The sequence below is a fragment of the Caloramator sp. ALD01 genome (assembly GCF_000472625.1).
GTDB lineage: Bacteria > Bacillota > Clostridia > Clostridiales > Caloramatoraceae > Thermobrachium > Thermobrachium proteoclasticum.
On sequence record NZ_AXAA01000017.1, the window covers coordinates 44,492 to 64,143 of the forward strand.

Sequence of the window (19,652 nt, forward strand, 5' to 3'; positions counted from 1 at the left end):
AAATTAAACGCTTAAGTAGTGTCAATTTGTATGAGTTTTTAAAATAACTTAAACAAAAAAGAGGTAAAACAGAGTTGCTTTACCTCTTTCATAAGTTATATATTATAAGGCTGCCATTTAGTTCTCCTCTGCTACGCTTGCCTCTTGTAGTATGTTGCTGTCCATATATTTTTGTGCTGATTCTAACACCCTCCTGTGGGCTACAGACATCATAAGTTTAAGCCTGTTTACTTGATTTACTTCACTTGCCCCTGGGTCATAATCTATTGCAACTATATTTACATCCTTATATCTTTCCCTTAATGCCTTTGCAACTCCCTTTCCTGTTACGTGGTTTGGAAGACAGGCAAAGGGTTGAAGACACGCAATGTTTGGCACTCCCATTTCAATTAGCTCAATCATCTCTGCCGTTAGAAGCCATCCTTCTCCTGTTTGATTTCCTAAATCTATTATTTCCTTTGCCTTTTCAGCTAAATGGTAAATAGTTGTTGGTACCTCAAATCTTGATGAATTCTCAAGGGCCCTTCTTATCACATTTCTATACATCTCAACTACTTTTATAGTTGCATTTCCTAAAATCTTTGCCTTTTTGCTACCCGATAAATACTTATGCTTATATTCTGCATCGTAGGCACTATACAAGAAGAAATCAACAAGGTCAGGAACTACAGCCTCTCCTCCCTCTTCTTCTATTAGCTTTACAATATCGTTATTTGCTGTTGGATGGAACTTAACAAGTATTTCACCTACTACACCAACTCTTGGCTTTCTTGTTTCTTCTATCTCTACAGCTTCAAAGTCTGCAATCATATCATTTACAACCTTCTTATACTCAAAAACACTTCCACTTCTCACTACTCTTTTACATCTATTAATCCATTTTTCATAAAGCCTGTCACAGCTTCCCTTTTCCTTTTCATATGGTCTTGTTCTATATAAAAGCCTCATAATTAAGTCTCCAAGCAGTAGTGCCATAACTCCCCTATGAAGCATTGGAAGTGTTACCTTAAAACCTGGATTTTTTTCAAGTCCAACGGCATTTAGTGATATTACAGGAATATGTGAGAGTCCTGCATCTGAAAGTGCTTTCCTTAAAAATCCTATATAGTTTGTGGCTCTACATCCTCCCCCTGTTTGAGAAATTATAACAGAGGTGTTGTTAAGGTCATACTTACCCGACTTTAGTGCACTCATAAGTTGTCCAACTACAATAATTGAAGGGTAGCAGGCATCATTATTTACATATTTTAGTCCCTCATCTATTGCATTTTTATCAACTGATGGAAGAACCTCAAGATTGTATCCTGCCCATCTAAAGGCCTCCTGTACTAATTCAAAATGAATTGGTGCCATCTGTGGTGCAAGTATTGTATGTTTTTTCTTCATATCCTTTGTAAAAGTAACCTTTTCACTGTATGTTTTTATTCTCTTTGGAACAAAGTTTAACTTATCCCTTTCTTCTACTGCAGCTTTAAGTGACCTAATTCTGATTTTTACTGCCCCTAAGTTATTTATTTCATCTATTTTAATTAAAGTATAAATCTTACCATAGGCTTCAAGCAGTTCTTTAACTTGGTCAGAAGTTATAGCGTCAAGCCCACATCCAAAGGATGTAAGTTGAACAAGCTCTAAATTTTTACTTTTTGCCACAAAACTTGCAGCCCTATAGAGTCTTGAATGATATGCCCATTGGTCTACAACCCTTAAAGGTTCATCTAATTTACCAAGATGAGCAATACTATCCTCTGTTAAAACACAAAAGCCCTGTGATACTATAAGTCTATCTATTCCGTGATTTATTTCTTTATCTAAATGATATGGGCGTCCTGCAAGTACAATAGCCTTTTTATGATTCTTTTCAATATATTCTAATACTTCCTGTCCCTTTCTTCTTATATCCTCTTTAAATCTATCTAATTCCTTGTCTGCCTTATCTACTGCTCTACTTATTTCTTCAAACGGTATATTAAAATCAAAAAGTTCTTCCGCCAATCTACTCTTTAGTTTTTCCTTATCATCAAAGGGTAGGAATGGATTTAAAAACTTTATTCCCCTTTCGTTTAAGATATCCATATTGTTTTTAATTACTTCACTATAGGATGTTACAACTGGACAGTTATAATGGTTGTGGGCATCACTAAATTCTATCTTTTCATAGGGCAATGCTGGATAGAAAATAAAGTTTGCTCCCTTATTTATTAAGTTTACAATATGCCCGTGCACAATCTTTGCAGGATAGCATACTGTGTCTGAAGGAATTGTATCCATTCCAAGTTCATATAACCTTCTTGTTGATGTATCTGATAGTATAACTTTAAATTTAAGCTCAGTAAAGAAGGTAAACCAGAAGGGATAATCTTCATACATATTAAGTACTCTTGGTATTCCAACACTTCCTCTTATAGCTTGGTTATCATCTAAAGGTTTATAGCTAAACAGTTTGTTATATTTATATTCATAAAGATTTGGTAGCTTCTCCTTTGTATTTTCTATTCCTGCTCCTCTTTCACATCTATTACCCGTTACAACACTTTTATCATTTATTCTTGTAATAGTAAGAAGGCAATTGTTTGTACATAGTTTACACCTTTTTATTTCGTTTGAATATGTTAAGCTATTTATCTCCTCTAACTTTAATATTTTTGATTTTTCTCCATCAGTATAGCTATCCTTTGCTATAAGTGCAGCTCCAAAGGCACCCATTATTCCTGATATATCAGGTCTTACAACATTAAGCCCTGTTATTTTTTCAAAAGCCCTTAAAACTGCATCGTTGTAGAAGGTACCGCCCTGCACTACAACCTTGCTTCCAATATCCTTTGAATCCTTAAGTTTAATAACCTTAAAAAGGGCATTTTTTATAACAGAGTATGAAAGTCCTGCTGAAATATCCTCAACAGTTGCACCTTCCTTTTGTGCCTGCTTTACCTTTGAATTCATAAAAACTGTACATCTACTTCCTAAGTCTACAGGATGTTTTGCAAAAAGTGCTGACTTTGCAAAATCCTCTATTGACATCCCAAGAGACTTTGCAAACCCCTCAATAAAAGATCCACATCCAGATGAGCAGGCTTCATTTAACATAATATTTTCAATTATTCCATCCTTTACAGTAAGACATTTCATATCCTGTCCGCCTATGTCTAATATAAAGTCCACTCCATCTAAGAAATAATCAGCAGCTCTAAAATGTGCAACAGTTTCAACTTCGCCAATGTCTATATTCAATGCATTTTTTAATAGCTGTTCTCCATAGCCTGTAACTGCAGATTTTGCAATATATGTTTTATCGTTTAAGTTCCTATATAGATCCTTTAGAGCTTCTATTATAGAGTTTAATGGGCTTCCTTGGTTGCTGGAGTAAAAGGAATATAGAAGATTTCCTTCTTTATCTATTAATGCTACCTTTGTCGTAGTTGAACCTGCATCTATTCCTAAGAAGCATTCCCCTTCATAGGTTTCTAATTCTCTTCTTTTAACCCTGTTTTTCTCGTGTCTATTTTTAAATTCTAAATACTCCTCTTCATCCTTAAATAAAGGTTCTAATATATCTTCATCTACCTCTTTTATATCTGCTGCTTCATCTAATTTATTTATAATTTCACTTAATTTGTACAAATTGCTGTTGCTACTTAAAAGTGCTGCTCCTATTGCCACAAATACTTGTGAATTTTGTGGTATATAAACATCCTCTTCATTTAAATTAAGAGTTTCTATAAACCTTCTTCTAAGCTCTGATAAAAAGTATAAAGGCCCTCCTAAAAATGCAACTTTACCCTTTATAGGTCTACCACAGGCAAGTCCACTTATAGTTTGGTTTACCACTGCTTGAAAAATAGATGCAGCTATATCCTCTTTTCTTGCACCCTCATTTAATAGAGGTTGCACATCCGTTTTAGCAAAAACACCACATCTTGAAGCAATTGGATATATTATCTCATAATCCTTTGCAAGTTCATTTAATCCATCTGCATCTGTATTAAGTAAACCTGCCATTTGGTCTATAAATGCACCTGTACCTCCTGCACAGGTTCCATTCATTCTCTGCTCTATTCCATTTTTAAAATATGTAATTTTAGCATCCTCTCCACCAAGTTCTATAGCAACATCAACTTCTCTTATTAGTTTTTCTACCGCATAGGTTAAAGCTACAACTTCCTGCTCAAAGGGTATATTTGTCCACTTTGAAATTGAAAGTCCACCTGAACCTGTAACCTTAACCTTAAAATCTAAATCTCCAAATTCATCTAAAAGCTCCTTCAATAGAGCCCTAAGAGTTCCTTTAATATCAGAGTAATGTCTTTGGTATCTTTTAAAGAGTATCTCCCCATTTTTCCCAAGCAAAACAAGTTTTACTGTGGTGGAACCTACATCTATACCACATCGCAAAACCTTCATCATACTAAGACCTTCCTTCTATACCAATTTAAATATTAATATTATACTATTGTTTTTTTATTTGATTACTAAAATTATAGGTTGTATTTGTAAATTTAATTTTATGTCAATAATAAAATTCACCTTAATTGGTGAACTGAAATAATTTATTATATTTACTCTAACTTATATTTTTGCTTTTAAATTAGATAAATTTCTTGAAAAACTAATAATATTTTATCATATAATTTTTAAAATGGTAAATTTAAAAGAAAATTTAAACTAAAATTTTTTAAATATACAAATTTTTTTATAATAAAATACAATAGCAAACTATTGTTTATATTTTTATCTGCTACAAATAGTAAGAAAAATTGTTTATTATTTAATTATATTATAATTTATTTATATAAAAATACAATATGTTGTTTATATATATCGTTCTTTAAATTATTATGCATTTTAAAAATAATATAGTAAAAAAATAAGGTGCATATGCACCTTATTTTCCACAACACTTCTTATATTTCTTACCTGAACCACAAGGACAAGGATCGTTTCTACCAACCTTATTTTCATTTACAACTATCTTTGACTTGTTGTATTCTTTTCTTATCTCTTTTCTTCTTTCAACTGTTAAAATGCCATCCCATTCTGGAAGTTCATATAACCAGTTTGCCTTTGCATCAAGCATATTGTAATATAGCTTTTCAAAATCTATTTCAAGCTTAAGTTCTGTATCTTCTTCTAATTTTTCTTCATCTACTGGATTTACTAAGCTTGTATTAATACCTGATACAAACGCAGCAAATGTAAGTTCATCAACACCATATTGATTAGCAAGATCCTTTAACTTTCCTTCAACAATATTTTTCTTATTTTCTAATATGTCCTTGTAGATTAATTGTTCCTTCTTTAGATAATCTGTCCAAAACTCTTCATAGTCTGGTGCATTAACCTTTGAATCTGCAAGTTCTTCCCACTTTTTATATAAGCTCATACCTAACGCTCCTTTGTATTAAAGTTTTAACAACATTTGATTATACCATAAGCAAGTATATTTGAGCAATAGTTGAAAGCATATTATAATCCTGTTGTGTCAGAAGCAAGTTTTGGTTATCAAATACAATATGTAAAACATATTCGATCTTTTCATTTTTTATTATGGGAACAAGTACATTTTCTTTAATGAAAAACGAATTATTATTTTTTATAGTTTCTACAAATACTTTTAGACTCTTATCTTCTATCATCTTTAATAGAGTATATTCGAATAAATTATCTTCAATAATTTTAGTTGAAGGTATAAATATGTCTACATTTATTGCTGATGTAATTTCCTTAATAATGTTTTTATATAATTCAACCTTTTGTTCTTTATTTAATCTCATTTTAACTATATTTATTAATTTATACATACCATTTAAATAATTTAAATCCTTCACTATATTTCCAGTTGAAATAGATTTTTCATTATTTACTTTTATATTATTTTCTGCATCCCAAGCTGTACATTTATTTTTACCTGTATTTTTTGATATGTAAAGAGCCATATCTGCTTTTTCAATTGCTGAATTTATGCTTTCCTTAATATTATCACAAAAATAAAGTCCACAACTTACAGTAAGTTTATAGTCTATACCTTGAATCTGTTTATTTTCTATAATTTTTCTAACTTCTTCACAAAAAACTAATGCTTCTTGCTGTGATGTATCTGGCATAAATAATAGAAACTCTTCTCCACCATATCTAAAGAGTAAATAATTTCTTTTTTTAGTTGTTAATATCGCCTTAGAAAACTCCTGTAAAACCTTGTCCCCCAATAAGTGCCCAAATTTATCATTTATGTATTTAAAATTATCTATATCAAACATTGCTATACTGTAATTCTTAAAATTATCTAACTCTTCAAAAACCTTGTCCATATATTTTCTATTATATGCACCAGTTAACTTATCAATATAAAAATTCTGATTTATATTAAATTGATGTATATTATATAACAATAAATTAGTTAACATTTTACATTTATCAAACGTTTTTACATTTATATTATTATAATATTTATCACTTTCAACTACCAAAAAAGCTTCATTAAATTCTTGATTTTTTATTTCAATTATCATTTTCGTTACCTTTTTATTTATATTATATTTATATGATTTATAAATACCTTCTTTTAAATCTTTTGCTATTTGCCTATTTTTCAATTTATTATTTGTACTTGCTATTACATTATTTGAAGTATCTACTATATATACTTCTTGAGACATAGTCATACATTGTATATAATTTATTATTAATTCTAAATTTTTGACACAATCACCTGAAAACTCTTTAACAACCTGAATTATATCTTCAAATATTACTTTTCCTTTGTTTTTGTTTTCATCTATCCAATATTTCTTTATAATATCATCATTTATTCTATTATGTTTATTATCTTCACTTAATACAAAATTGAAATATTCTATTAGATTTTGCCTTTTAAGTTCTTTTAAATATAATTCATATATTTTTATATAATTATTTTTGTAAGAAAAATCTAATGCATAAAAAATATTATTTATTATATTTGCTGCCTGCATTATATCATTTATAGCTGAAAATTTATTATTGTTATTATTGTTTAATATTGATTTTATGAAATACAACTTCCATAGTATATGCTTATTTTTTACACTCATTATAATTGATTCTATAGTTTCTAAATTTAAAGGATATCCTAAAAAATATCTTACTATATAATCTTTTGCTATTGAATCTATATTACATTCTTCATCTAATTTTATATCTTTATATATTGTCATTGCATAGCTATCAAAGCCTTTTTCACACAACTGTAAACATATATCTAATTTAAAACTTGGATTAATATTGTCTATATTATCAATAAAGTATTGGGGATTATTTACATTAAATAACAACTCTATCTCTTCATTTATAGGTAACTTATCCTCATTCAACCTTATCTCATTTAAATAATTACTAAACTCTACTTCATTATTTGTTAATAAGTTAAACAAAACCATTGATAAATTATAGGCCCATAAATAACTATTATGTACCTTATCTATCAATTCCTTTTGTTCTTGAATATATTTCATTGCTTTTTTAAAATTTCCATTCCATAATTCTATAAACGAAAGACATCCTAAAAGTATATTTTTTATAGCTAAATTATTAACTCTATTTATGTATCTTATAGCTTCTATACAATATTTTTTGCATTCATCAAAGTTAAATCTATAAAATGAAACAAATGCCATATTACATATAGGCATAATTTCTAAGGATGTAACGTTATTTCTTCTTGCAACTTCTAAAGACCTTTTTAAATACTTTAATCCCATTTCAAAATCCTTTAAATCATCAACCCATATTGTACCACAATTATTTAGTGAATGTACAATACCTCTTACATATCCACACTTTGTAAATAGTTTATATGCCTTTAAAAAATTCCTTATAGCTCCCTTAGGATTTCCAGTAAATTTATCAACCACTGCAAAAATTTGATAGACTTCACCTTTTAAAATCAGTTCTGTGTTTTTATCTTTTAATATATTATTACAAATATATTTTGCAGTCTCTAATTCACCATCAAATAGAGCATTATATGTATTAAGTATCATTACACTATCCTTAAGTTTTTTATTGTTAATGTCTTCTATTTTATATTCTTTTATTATTTGCATTATTGTTTTAAAATCCTTTACATTGTTAGTCCTTACAAATACTTTTGCTTTTTTAATTAAAATATCTAATGTTTTATAGCTGTTGTTTTTATATTGATTTAACAAATTATCATAAATTTCAATTGCTTTATTAGTTTCACCAACTAATTCATATATTCCTGATATTGACTCATAAATTTTAAATCCATCATCATATGAATGTAATTTTATTAATTCAGACTTTATTTCTATAAGTGCATTCCATTTTTTTTGCTTTAAATAAAACCTATGAAGTTTATTTAAATATTCTAATTTTAGTTTTATATCATTAATATGATTTATTTGAAATAAAACCTCATCATTAAATGCCAAAAAATATGTTTGATCTTTATTTAGTAAGTTAATAATTTTTGTTCTTATTTTGCCCTTATATTCATTATCCATTTTTTCTAATATAAAGTCTTTAAACACCATATAGGGTACTTTAAATATTAATCCTATATCTGTAATACTATAACTAATCAAACCTAACAAATATACCTTTTTTATTATTTGTTCTACTTTCGTTAATGGGTATCCTGTTAGTTCAGTTAAAACATATGAATTAACACCATTTTTAAAAAAACAAATAAGCTCAATTATATTTTTTTCTTCTTCTTGTAATTCATTAAATGTTTTTATTGGCCAAAGTTCATTAATATACGTATCTTCCCTATTATTTTTTTCGTAATTTAAATATTGTAATACTAAAAGAGGATTTCCATCTGTAATTTCAACAATTTTTTTTACTTTAATTTCATCGTAATTATTAAATATTTCATAATAAATCTCTTTTATTAGATTTGTATTTATCTTCTTTAAACTATATTCAATAAAATCTGTCTTTTTAATTTTTTCAATAAAACTTGTAAAATTGTCATCCAGATCTTCAGAATACGCTACAACAAAATTAAATCCATCAAACAATTTTTCTTTTAATAAAAAGGAGATTAAGTCTAATAAATTTTCATTTTGATATTGTATATTATCTACCAGAACAATTAATTTCGTATATACTGTAATATCTTTTATTATTTGCCTTATATAATAAAATGATTTATATAGTTCCTCTTTACATTGTTTATTTATATTGATTAATGATAATTCTAAAATTTCTTTATTAAATACTGTGTAATTCTTAGATGACATGTAAATATTCAATAACTGAGATATAAAGTTAGACCATATATTTTCTTCTTCAGAATTTAAATAAATAGCATAAGTTTTATTACTTTTTAGTCTCTCTGTAATCCTCTTTAATATAAAAGTTTTTCCATATCCTCTTTTCCCATTAATAATTACATTTTTATTTTTATTTAATGAGTCTATTATTTGTTCTTCAAATTTTAATATTTCTCTATGTACACCAGTTTTAAAAATCAATTCATTATGCATAGTCTCCAAACACCCCAAAATTTAATATTTAAATTAACAAAACTAATTATATCATATTTTTATTGTAAAATTTAATAATATAATAAATATACAAAATACAAAACAAAATATAATATATTTAATTTTTTAAAAATTGAATGTTGACATATATAAAATTTCATTTTATAATTAATAAAAAGCGATGAGGGGAAGAGTAGATATAGGAAGTAGTTAAAGCGAGCTGGTGACGGTGGAAGACCAGTACGATGCCTATATTGAAGAACATCCCTAAGCTCCCAACCGAAATCATTTAAATGAGAGTAGACTTGGGCGGATTACTCTACCGTTAAAAGGAGTACAGTATCGAGTTTTTCTCCGTACTGAAAGTGGGTTTTATACCAATTTGGGTGGTACCGCGGAAGTTAACCTTTCGTCCCATTATAGGGATGAAGGGTTTTTTATTTTGTAATTTTGTAGCGCTACATACATATAAATAAATTTTATTAAGGAGGAACTATTATGGAATGGAAGGTATGCTATGATTATAAACCTACACTTGATTTAAAGGAAACTGAAATTGCAATAAAAAGATTAAAGGACTACTTTGAATCTGCTTTATCTCAAAAGCTTAACTTAACAAGAGTTTCTGCTCCACTATTTGTTCAAAAGTCAACAGGCTTAAATGACTATTTAAACGGAGTTGAAAGAACAGTATCCTTTGACGCCTACGATATAAAAGAAGAAACACTTGAAGTTGTTCAGTCCCTTGCAAAGTGGAAAAGGTATGCTCTAAAAAGATATGGATTCAAACCTGGAGAAGGCCTATATACTGATATGAATGCAATAAGACGCGATGAGGAACTTGATGCACTTCATTCAATATATGTTGACCAGTGGGACTGGGAAAAAATAATTCTAAAGGAACAAAGAAACACTCAAACATTAAAACAAATAGTTAAAGATATTTATAGCGTGTTTAAGCAAACTGAACTTTATGTTTACAGCTTGTATCCCCATATTACACCTATTTTACCTGAAGAAATAACATTTATTACAACACAGGAACTTGAAGATATGTATAAAGAACTTTCACCAAAGGAGAGGGAATATGAAGCCTGTAAAAAGTATGGGGCAATTTTCTTAATGCAGATAGGAGATTATTTAAAATCAGGTATAAAACACGACGGACGCTCTCCTGATTATGATGATTGGAAACTAAATGGTGATATAATATTCTACTACCCAGTTTTAGACTGTGCCTTTGAATTGTCTTCTATGGGAATTAGAGTAGATAAGGATGCTCTACTTTATCAAGTTGAAAAGTGTAATTGCAGTGAAAGATTAGAGATGCCATTCCATAAAATGATTTTACAGGAAGAGCTTCCATTTACAGTGGGTGGAGGAATTGGTCAGTCAAGAATATGTATGTTCTTTTTAAGAAAGGCTCATATTGGTGAAGTTCAATCATCTGTTTGGCCAGAAGACGTAGTAAAAAAGTGTAGTGAATTAGGAATTACTTTATTATAAAAGATAAGGGCTTTGCCCTTATCTTTGTTTAAAATAATTTGAGCTTATGATTTTATCGGAAATTTCAATTCCCTTTAGTGCGTGCCTCTTTATTTCTTCATCTACTTCTCCAATAACCCTTCCATCATCTAATACTGTAAAATTTAAATTAGTGTTAAGTAAAACTCTACCCATTGCAGTATCTTGATATTCTCTGCTTTCTATTCCAAGCAGATAACATATTGTTGGTAAAAGGTCAACTTGTCCACCAATTGTATCAATTGTCCTTTGCTCCATTCCTTTATGGTACACTATGAGAGGTATCTCTTTGTTATTAACAAGCCACCAATCCTCTTTTTGGCTTAGATTTTCTATACTATTTTGATAATACTTATGAACCCCCTCGTGATCACCTGATATTACAACAACTGTATTATCTAATAGTCCCTGTTTATCAAGTTCATCGATAAACATTCCTAAACATTTGTCTGTATAATGAATGCTTTCAAAATATCCACCCAAATATGACTCATTAAGTTCTTTGTTTAAATTTAAACCCCTATATTTTTCATCAATATTAAAGGGCATATGGCTTGTTAATGTTACAATAAAGGTGTAAAAGGGCTGTCTTTGAGTTTTAATTAATGGAACTATCTGTTTCAAATAGGATTCATCACTTAATCCTAAACCTATCTTCTCATCAACATTAAAACTTGTTTCATCTGTACACTTATCAAATCCTATTGAATATAATGCCCTCATCCAATTCCAATAGGGACCTTTATCTGAATGTATTGCGTGGGTATAATAACCATATTTTTTTAATATTTTAGGTAAAGAATTATAGGTATTATCTGGATATCTAAAGAATGTACTTCCTCTCCTAACTGGAAATAACGAAGTATTTACAATAAGGTCTCCATCTGAACTAATACCATTATGCGTCTGTTCGTGATAATTATTAAAATAGATGCTATTTTTCAAAAGTCTATTTAAATTAGGTGTTATCTCTTTTCCATTAACGCTTTTATTTATAACAAAGTTCTCTAAGGATTCGACCTGTATATAAATCAAATTTTTACCTTTAAATAGACCCTTATATTCATTTTCCCCTTCTATATTTTCTTTTTTATTAAACCATTCCTTTATATCCATCTTTTCCTGTTCTGTAAGTTCTATATGCCTACATTCTTTTATATAATTGAATACGTCAAAAACGTGATATCCAATTGGTGATAAATTGGATATCGTAACCTTTGGTGAATATGTCATCTGATATATTGCTTGTTTTTTAGTGTTAAATAAAATCTTTGCGTCCACTGGTTCTATTATAAAAATAATTGAAACTAACAATGAAATGGTAAATGCTTTAGCTTGTACACTCTTTTTAGATACATTTACCTCTTGTTTTTTATAAAAATAGAATAATACTAAAATATCCAAAAACAAAAATAAATCATAAAACTTTATTAGAGATTTTATACTATCTGATAAATTATATAAATTTCCAGTCTGCATCAATGAATGTACTGATAAAAAACTGCCAAAGCCTCTAAAATACCAAATATCAATTAAAAACAATATAGTAACAAAAAAATTTATGCAAAACAAATAGTAAACTTTAAACTTCCCTCTAAATAGAAAATAAAATGACATCAAAATGACAATATATGAGAAATATAATAGGTATGATGGTATACAGCCTATTGTGTAAAAAATGGCAAAACTCTTTGTATCAGTTACTATATATGCTAAAATGGATATACTTTTAATAAATAGTAAAAATACTGCCAAAAAAAATAATTTGTTATTTTGATAAATACCTTTTAATCTCTCCTTCAAAAAGTGCATCTAATTCCTCCCTACTTAATCCAAAACTTCAATAGAATAAAAAATACTATACCCATTATACCTGCAAATAAAAGTGCAATTGGCAAAAGTACTTCAATTGCTGCGATTGTCATAGCAAGCACATCCTTAAAACCAAGCCTAATTGGTTCATCATTTAATTCGTTGTTATTTTTAAATTCTCCCACACAAATTCCCCCTTAAATAAATTCTCCTTGACAAAACAACTTTAAAAACTCCTTCTCTCCATAGGAATCAAATTTAACCTTTAAAATATTATCATCCTCATATATTACTAACCCTTCTCCATATTTTTTGTGCGTAACCTTTTTTTCTATGTTTTTCCTTTCTTTTTCTAATCTTAACATATCATAAATTTCATTTAAAGTATATTTTGAGTTACTATCCTGTTCCAATAAAAGATTTTTAGGAAGCATAGATATATACTGACTCTTATATCCCTTAAACCCAAAATAGGACGGACTTTTTATATAAGATATCTCAAGAGCTTCCTTTGCCCTTGTAACTCCAACAAAGAAAAGCCTGAGTTCCTCTTCTTCAATCTCTCTTTTGGTTGATATTGGTATATTCCCCTCATTTACCCCAACTATAAAAACATATCTAAACTCTAATCCCTTTGAGGAATGAAGTGTAAGTAGCTTTACAGATTCCCTATTTATCATATTTTGTTCTACTTCTATTCCCTTTATAAATTCACACTCAACTTCACGGCTCAATACATCATATAGAAGCTCTCCCTGCACCTGTCTTCGAAAAAGCACAGCAATATCCTTAAGGTTTACTCCATTTTCCTTTAATTCCTTTATTCTTCTTAATATATAATTGGCTTCATTAAAGGCATCATAATGGCTTGTTATCTTGATTGGTTCTCCATATTCCCTTTCACAATGTATTTTTTCACCTATTAAAGCTGCTGCTGCCTCCGTTATTGTTCTTGTTGACCTGTAGTTTATAGGAAGATCATAGGTTCTTGCATTATATTTCTCTATAAAAGAATTAAATATATTTTTTGTTCCTGTTCTAAAGGAGTATATAGTTTGATTTGGATCTCCTACAACAAATATACTCCCTCTTTTTCCTGCAATCTTTTCTATAAGTTTTAGCTGCATATAATCAGTATCCTGAAATTCATCTACTATTATATGTTCAAAATCTAATTCTTCATTTAAAAAGTCACAGCAATTTATAATTAAATCCTCATAATCCATTATGTTTTTTTCCTTCTTAACCCTTTTATATTCTTCATAGAGCTTTTCGATATCGTCTTCCTTTTTCATATTAGCATAAAGTAGATTACCATTTTTAAATTCTTCTATTCTTTTTTGTATTTTAGATTTGTATTTTATATTTAACCTCCCCTCTTTTACTATATTATTTAATATCTCTCCAGCCTCTTCACAGGTTATTATTTTAAAATCTTTGGTATAACCATATCTATCTATATCCACATTTTCTCTTAATATCCTGTTTGCAATGCTATGGAAGGTACCTATATATTTTATTTCCTCATCTATATTATTTTTAAGCCTCTCCTTTAACTCCTCTGCTGCTTTATTTGTAAAGGTAACCACCATAATTTTATTTAACGGTACTTTTTTTATAAGATGAAGATACAATACCCTATAGACTATAACCGTTGTTTTTCCGCTTCCTACACTTGCCCTTAATGCTACATACTTTTCATCTGCCTCAACTGCCCTTCTTTGAAAGCTATTTAACTTATCAAATAGACTTGTCAAATTCTCACCTACCTAACTAAATCATCATACCTACGTATAATTTTATCTATTTTGCTTTCTGATTTAATTACATTAACATCTATTGAAAAATTATCTCTAACCTCTACATATCTTTTTATTATATTTTCAATCTTTGCCTTATTTAAAGTATCCATTATCCATTGTCTAAAGAAATCAGATGTAACGTTTAAAATTAGTACATTACCTCTAACTTCAACTTCATCTACTATATTAAAGAATCCTAAAAAGGATTCACTTCTTGATTTTAAGAAATTTCTAAAATCATTCCATTTAAATTGAAGCTCTTCTAATTTAAAATATTTACTTTCTTCTACAACAACCTCTTTAACCTTCTTAGTTACTTTAGGGCTCTCCTCCACCTGCTTCATCATACCCTCAAGTGCCCATAGAACCATCTTTTTATCCAAATGATAATCACCTACACAGGCAGGACATCCATCCTTGCATTTGCAATTTCTAACCAAATTTATAGCATCAACTAAAATATCCTTTGCAAAATCAAAGGCCTTCTCTGTAAATCCCAATCCACCTGGATATAAATCATATAATATAACATAGGCCCTTTTTATTTCTCCATCCTTTTCAACTGTGTTAAACATAGTTGCTCCAATATCCTCAGCCGTTGCCATTGTTCTTATTCTTGCTGCAGTAAGAAGTGAATGTTTAATACCGTTATAATAATTAAATTCCGTATAGAGGTTTAAAACTTCATCAACATCATTCGGTATTAAATACCAAAGCCCTTCAGTCTCAAGAGTGGTAAATAGGTTATCCTTTATTGATTCAAATCCTAAGTTTTGCCTATTGTGGAACTGTATCATTTTATATGCAACAACTGCCTCTTTAATTAAAACGTCACCAAAGGTTGCGGTAGTCCTTGCAAAATCAACACTTTTAAACTCCTTTATTATATTTACCATTGTGTCTGTAAAGGGAACAGTAAAATAATTAACTTCTATTGGAAAAACTGTTGCTATTCTATTCACCAAATCAAGCTTCTCTACCATATATTGAACTCCATCGTGCATATATATAGCCTTTTCATATACTTCGTGGAAGGCCTGATACTCATCCATCTCTGTTAGCATTTCTCCATTTACTTTGTTTATAACCTTATAAATATCCCTTGAAATATTTCTTAGGCTAAAATCTCCTGCAGGATGTTCTTTTCCTATCCAAGTAAATATTCCACCATCATTTTTTAGCTCTCCTGCCTTTAAAAGAACAGGTATTATCTCTGCTATATCAGGAAACAGTTCTGCATCATCAAGAGTAAGTGGTAATTCTGCTGCAGCTGCTCTTACGTGGGCAAGTTGAATAAAAAGATTATTCTTATCTAAAACTGCATTTTCTACACCTGTCTTTAATAAAAATTCGCTATTTACCGCTATATATTGGTCAATTGGGCCAACATCAAGTATTAGTATGCCGACAGCTTCTTTACGCCTTCCCGCACGTCCTACCTGCTGCCAAAAGGATGCCTTAGTTCCTGGAAAACCAGAACATATTACAATATCAATATCCCCTATATCTATTCCAAGTTCTAAAGCATTTGTTGCTATTACACCATTAATTTCTCCCTTAACAAGCCTTTTTTCTATATCCTTTCTTTCTTCCTTTTTATATCCTCCTCTATATCCTGCTATCTTATCTGTCAAATCAAGAAGGCTTGGTATATATTCAACATTTGCTAACTTATCACGCGTTTCCTTTAAAACAACCTCAACTTCACGCCTACTTTTACAAAATGTTATAAATCTTCTTCCATTTTGAATCATATCAGGTATAATCTCTGCAGCCTCTTCCTCTGGAGTCTTTCGATATTCAGAATCTCTAACATACGGGGGCTGCCAAATATAAATGTGTTTTTTATGGGATGGCGAACCATCCTTCTTAACGTGATAAAATTCTTCACCAGTTAATGTTTCTGCAAGTTCCTTTGGATTTGCTATTGTTGCTGAACTAAAAAGGTATTGAGGGTTTGACCTATAGTATTTACAAACTCTTTTTAGTCTTCTAATTATATTTGCCATATGAGAACCAAAGGCTCCTCTATAAACGTGAAGTTCATCTACAACAAAAAACTTTAACTTAGAAAAAACGTGGTTAAACCCATATAGACTATGATTAGGTAAAAATGCTGAATTTAACATTTCAGGGTTTGTTAGGATTATATTTGCTGTTTTTCTAATCCTTGTTCTTTCATTAGGGGGTGTGTCCCCATCGTATATACCTGCTTGTATTCTATCTTCTCCAAAATGCTCAATAAAGGGAAGAATGTTTCTAAACTGGTCATTTGCAAGAGCCTTTGTAGGATATACAAATATAGCTCTTGTTTTATTATCTTTAAGTATTTCATCTATTACTGGAAGTAAAAAACTTAAAGTTTTTCCACTTGCTGTTTGGGTTGTTATAATAACATTTTCACCCTGCTTTGAATGTTCAAACATCTCCCTTTGATGTGAGTAAAGTTTTGTAAAACCTCTTTTAATTAAAAACTCCTTTAATTCATCCGATATATTCTTTGGAAAATCTACATAACTTGCACACCTTTCATCTATACTGATTTCTGATATTATTCTATTTTTAAATGATTCTATCTCCTTTAAATACAAATTAATCACCCCTATTTAATTTTATACTTTTAAAAGTATTTATTCAAATGTATAATTAATATAGGATGTTGTTAAGTTCTTGTTAATCCTATTTTATGAACAGGTTAAATGTTTTGTTTTGTTAACATAAACTTAACACAGAATTAACATTGATTAACTATAATGTACAACGTGTGTTGAAAAATACACTTTAAAAGATTATATTGTCGAAAATGGACGCGTAAAAATCTTTTTATTTACGCGTTTAATAATGTTAAAGATGGGGGTATATTATGAACGCTAAAATGGTCTTTGAACTATTAGGTGGCCTTGGTCTTTTCGTCTATGGTATGCATATGATGGGAGGCGGACTTCAAAAGGCTGCAGGAGAAAAACTTAAAAGAATACTTGAAGTTCTAACAACTAACAGAATACTTGCAATTACTGTAGGTGCAGTTGTTACTGCAATCATCCAAAGTTCATCTGCTACAACTGTTATGACAGTTGGTTTTGTTAATGCAGGACTTATGAATCTATATCAAGCAGCAGGAGTTATAATGGGTGCAAACATTGGTACTACAATGACTGCACAGCTTATTGCTTTTAAGCTAACTGATATTGCACCTCTAATACTTGCTATTGGTGCTGCAATGCTTATGTTCTCAAATAAGAAGAAAACTAAAGATATTGGTGAGATTGTATTTGGTTTTGGTGTTCTATTTGTTGGTATGAAAATGATGGAACACTCAATGAAGCCACTTGCTCAGATGGATGGGTTTAGAAATCTAATTATAACCTTAGGTACTCACCCAATACTTGGAGTATTTGTAGGACTTGGAATGACAGCAGTTGTTCAAAGTAGTAGTGCTACAATTGGTATTCTTCAAGCTCTTGCTGGAATTAATGCACTACCTCTTAATGTTGCTCTTCCAATACTATTTGGTGATAACATTGGTACCTGTGTTACGGCAATGCTTGCAAGCATTGGGGCAAGTAAAAACGCAAGAAGAGCATCATTTATACACCTTTCATTTAATATAATTGGTACTATAATTTTTATGTCTATTTTACCTGTAGTAGTAAAGCTAATCCCTATACTTGGTGGCGATATAAAGAGACAAATTGCTAATGCCCATACAATATTTAATTTAACAAACGTAATAATTCAAGCACCATTTATACCTCTACTTGTTAAATGGGTTAAGTGGTTAATTCCTGGTGAAGAAAAGGAAGCAACTGCAATGACATTAGAACACTTAGACTCAAGACTACTTGAAACACCTTCAATAGCAGTTGGTCAAGTTATTAAGGAAGTTTCAAGGATGGGACAAATCGCTTCAGAAAATTTAACAAGATCTATGGAAGCCTTCTTCAATGAGGACACTAAACTTATAAATAAAGTATTTGAGGTTGAACAGGTAATAAACTTCCTTGAAAGAGAAATAACAGCCTTTATGGTGGCACTATCTAATACTTCTCTTTCTGAGCACGATTCAGAAATTGTAACTTCCCTATTCCACGTTGTAAATGACATTGAGAGAATAGGTGACCACGCTGATAACATAGCAGAACTTGCACAATATAGAGTTGATAATAAATTAGCATTTTCAGAAGATGCAATAAAGGAACTTCACGAAATATATGATGTTGCAAAATATGCAGTAGATTCATCAATAGAAGCCCTTAAGAATTTTGATTTTGGATTAGCACAAAAGGTTCTTGAGGCTGAAGGAAAAATAGATATAATGGAAAAGCAACTTAGAAATGAACATATAGATAGATTAAACAAGGGTGTATGTTTAACTGCAAGTGGTACAATATTCTTAGATTTAATTAGTAACATAGAGAGAATAGGTGACCACTCAAACAACATAGCACAAATGGTGCTTGATTTTAAGGAGTGAAGAGGATGAGAAGATACGAAGAACCCTACTATGGTAAAAGATATCTATATGATATAGAAAAAAAGACTTTACACGATTTATTAAATGAAAAAACAGAATGTAATATTGATAGCATTGATAAAGAGGCTATTGATATGTATAGCTCACTAAATGAAGCTTCATTACTTTTAGACCATCCCTTTTATTATCCTTGTCCACACTGTATGAAGAAGGATGAATAATTAATTTAGGGTGCCACGAACAGGGTATTAAAAGGGCTCTTTGTCAATTGTTGGGGCGGGTATTCAATTAGAATGCCTGTCCTTTCTTGTTTGAGAGTGATTTTATAAAGATAGGTTGGATGGGGGAGAGTCCCCTGCAAAAAATTGCAGGACAAAAAGACCAACGGGAGTTGGTTTTCTAAAATTTGGTATTATAATTTACTTTAATTACAGCAATGAAGAATTCTATTTCTAAACCTATCAAAGTTTTTAAAGCCGAAGGCATTTCTTTTAATAACTTTAATTTTGTTATTAAAGCCTTCAGTACAAGCATTTGTATATGGTATATCAA

At 29.7% G+C, this 19,652-nt stretch carries 11 protein-coding genes and 1 other annotated feature; of the genes, 3 read left to right on the forward strand and 8 right to left on the reverse strand.

The window, feature by feature from the left end; translation table 11 throughout:
* Nucleotides 1–117 precede the first annotated feature (117 nt).
* From A3M9_RS0108275 to A3M9_RS0108285, 3 genes are all read right to left on the reverse strand, one after another.
* Nucleotides 118–4,401: a 2-hydroxyacyl-CoA dehydratase gene (locus A3M9_RS0108275; protein WP_027308813.1), complete on the reverse strand. Its 4,284-nt coding sequence runs from the start codon at nt 4,399–4,401 to the stop codon at nt 118–120.
* A 478-nt stretch (nt 4,402–4,879) separates the two neighbouring features.
* Nucleotides 4,880–5,377 (reverse strand): SEC-C metal-binding domain-containing protein, encoded by a 498-nt coding sequence (locus A3M9_RS0108280; protein WP_027308814.1) that lies wholly within the window; start codon nt 5,375–5,377, stop codon nt 4,880–4,882.
* Between the two features lie 40 nt (nt 5,378–5,417).
* Nucleotides 5,418–9,488, reverse strand: a complete 4,071-nt coding sequence (locus A3M9_RS0108285) for a GGDEF domain-containing protein (protein ID WP_027308815.1) — start codon at nt 9,486–9,488, stop codon at nt 5,418–5,420.
* 172 nt (nt 9,489–9,660) lie between these two features.
* Nucleotides 9,661–9,908, forward strand: a binding site (T-box leader).
* 78 nt (nt 9,909–9,986) lie between these two features.
* On the opposite strand from A3M9_RS0108285, the gene asnA reads away from it, so the two are divergent.
* On the forward strand, nt 9,987–10,994 hold the full coding sequence (asnA, locus tag A3M9_RS0108290; protein WP_027308816.1) for an aspartate--ammonia ligase: 1,008 nt from the start codon (nt 9,987–9,989) through the stop codon (nt 10,992–10,994).
* Nucleotides 10,995–11,012: 18 nt separating this feature from the next.
* Here the strand turns inward: asnA and A3M9_RS13520 are convergent, their stop codons facing one another.
* From A3M9_RS13520 to A3M9_RS0108310, 4 genes are read right to left on the reverse strand one after another with little or no spacing between them, the layout of a single operon-like run.
* Nucleotides 11,013–12,824 (reverse strand): LTA synthase family protein, encoded by a 1,812-nt coding sequence (locus tag A3M9_RS13520; protein WP_035166190.1) that lies wholly within the window; start codon nt 12,822–12,824, stop codon nt 11,013–11,015.
* Between the two features lie 11 nt (nt 12,825–12,835).
* Complete coding sequence (locus A3M9_RS14635) at nt 12,836–13,009, reverse strand: hypothetical protein (RefSeq protein ID WP_156897887.1); 174 nt, start codon at nt 13,007–13,009, stop codon at nt 12,836–12,838.
* Nucleotides 13,010–13,021: 12 nt separating this feature from the next.
* Nucleotides 13,022–14,581: an ATP-dependent helicase gene (locus A3M9_RS0108305; RefSeq protein ID WP_027308818.1), complete on the reverse strand. Its 1,560-nt coding sequence runs from the start codon at nt 14,579–14,581 to the stop codon at nt 13,022–13,024.
* Nucleotides 14,582–14,589: 8 nt separating this feature from the next.
* A complete protein-coding gene (locus A3M9_RS0108310; protein ID WP_156897888.1) occupies nt 14,590–17,217 on the reverse strand; it encodes a DEAD/DEAH box helicase in 2,628 nt (875 codons plus the stop codon).
* A gap of 272 nt (nt 17,218–17,489) precedes the next feature.
* On the opposite strand from A3M9_RS0108310, the gene A3M9_RS0108315 reads away from it, so the two are divergent.
* Both A3M9_RS0108315 and A3M9_RS0108320 read left to right on the forward strand, forming a co-directional pair.
* Nucleotides 17,490–19,100 (forward strand): Na/Pi cotransporter family protein, encoded by a 1,611-nt coding sequence (locus A3M9_RS0108315; protein ID WP_027308820.1) that lies wholly within the window; start codon nt 17,490–17,492, stop codon nt 19,098–19,100.
* Between the two features lie 5 nt (nt 19,101–19,105).
* Nucleotides 19,106–19,321, forward strand: a complete 216-nt coding sequence (locus A3M9_RS0108320; RefSeq protein WP_027308821.1) for a hypothetical protein — start codon at nt 19,106–19,108, stop codon at nt 19,319–19,321.
* Between the two features lie 203 nt (nt 19,322–19,524).
* Here A3M9_RS0108320 and A3M9_RS14450 read toward each other — a convergent pair.
* The coding region (locus A3M9_RS14450; RefSeq protein ID WP_198011955.1) for a transposase at nt 19,525–19,652 on the reverse strand (128 nt) is incomplete at its 5' end.

Coding starts and splice junctions, on each gene's coding strand:
- A3M9_RS0108275 (WP_027308813.1), bottom strand. CDS start 4,401: ATGATGAAGGTTTTGCGATGTGGTATAGATGTAGGTTCCACCACAGTA.
- A3M9_RS0108280 (WP_027308814.1), bottom strand. CDS start 5,377: ATGAGCTTATATAAAAAGTGGGAAGAACTTGCAGATTCAAAGGTTAAT.
- A3M9_RS0108285 (WP_027308815.1), bottom strand. CDS start 9,488: ATGCATAATGAATTGATTTTTAAAACTGGTGTACATAGAGAAATATTA.
- asnA (WP_027308816.1), top strand. CDS start 9,987: ATGGAATGGAAGGTATGCTATGATTATAAACCTACACTTGATTTAAAG.
- A3M9_RS13520 (WP_035166190.1), bottom strand. CDS start 12,824: ATGCACTTTTTGAAGGAGAGATTAAAAGGTATTTATCAAAATAACAAA.
- A3M9_RS0108315 (WP_027308820.1), top strand. CDS start 17,490: ATGAACGCTAAAATGGTCTTTGAACTATTAGGTGGCCTTGGTCTTTTC.
- A3M9_RS0108320 (WP_027308821.1), top strand. CDS start 19,106: ATGAGAAGATACGAAGAACCCTACTATGGTAAAAGATATCTATATGAT.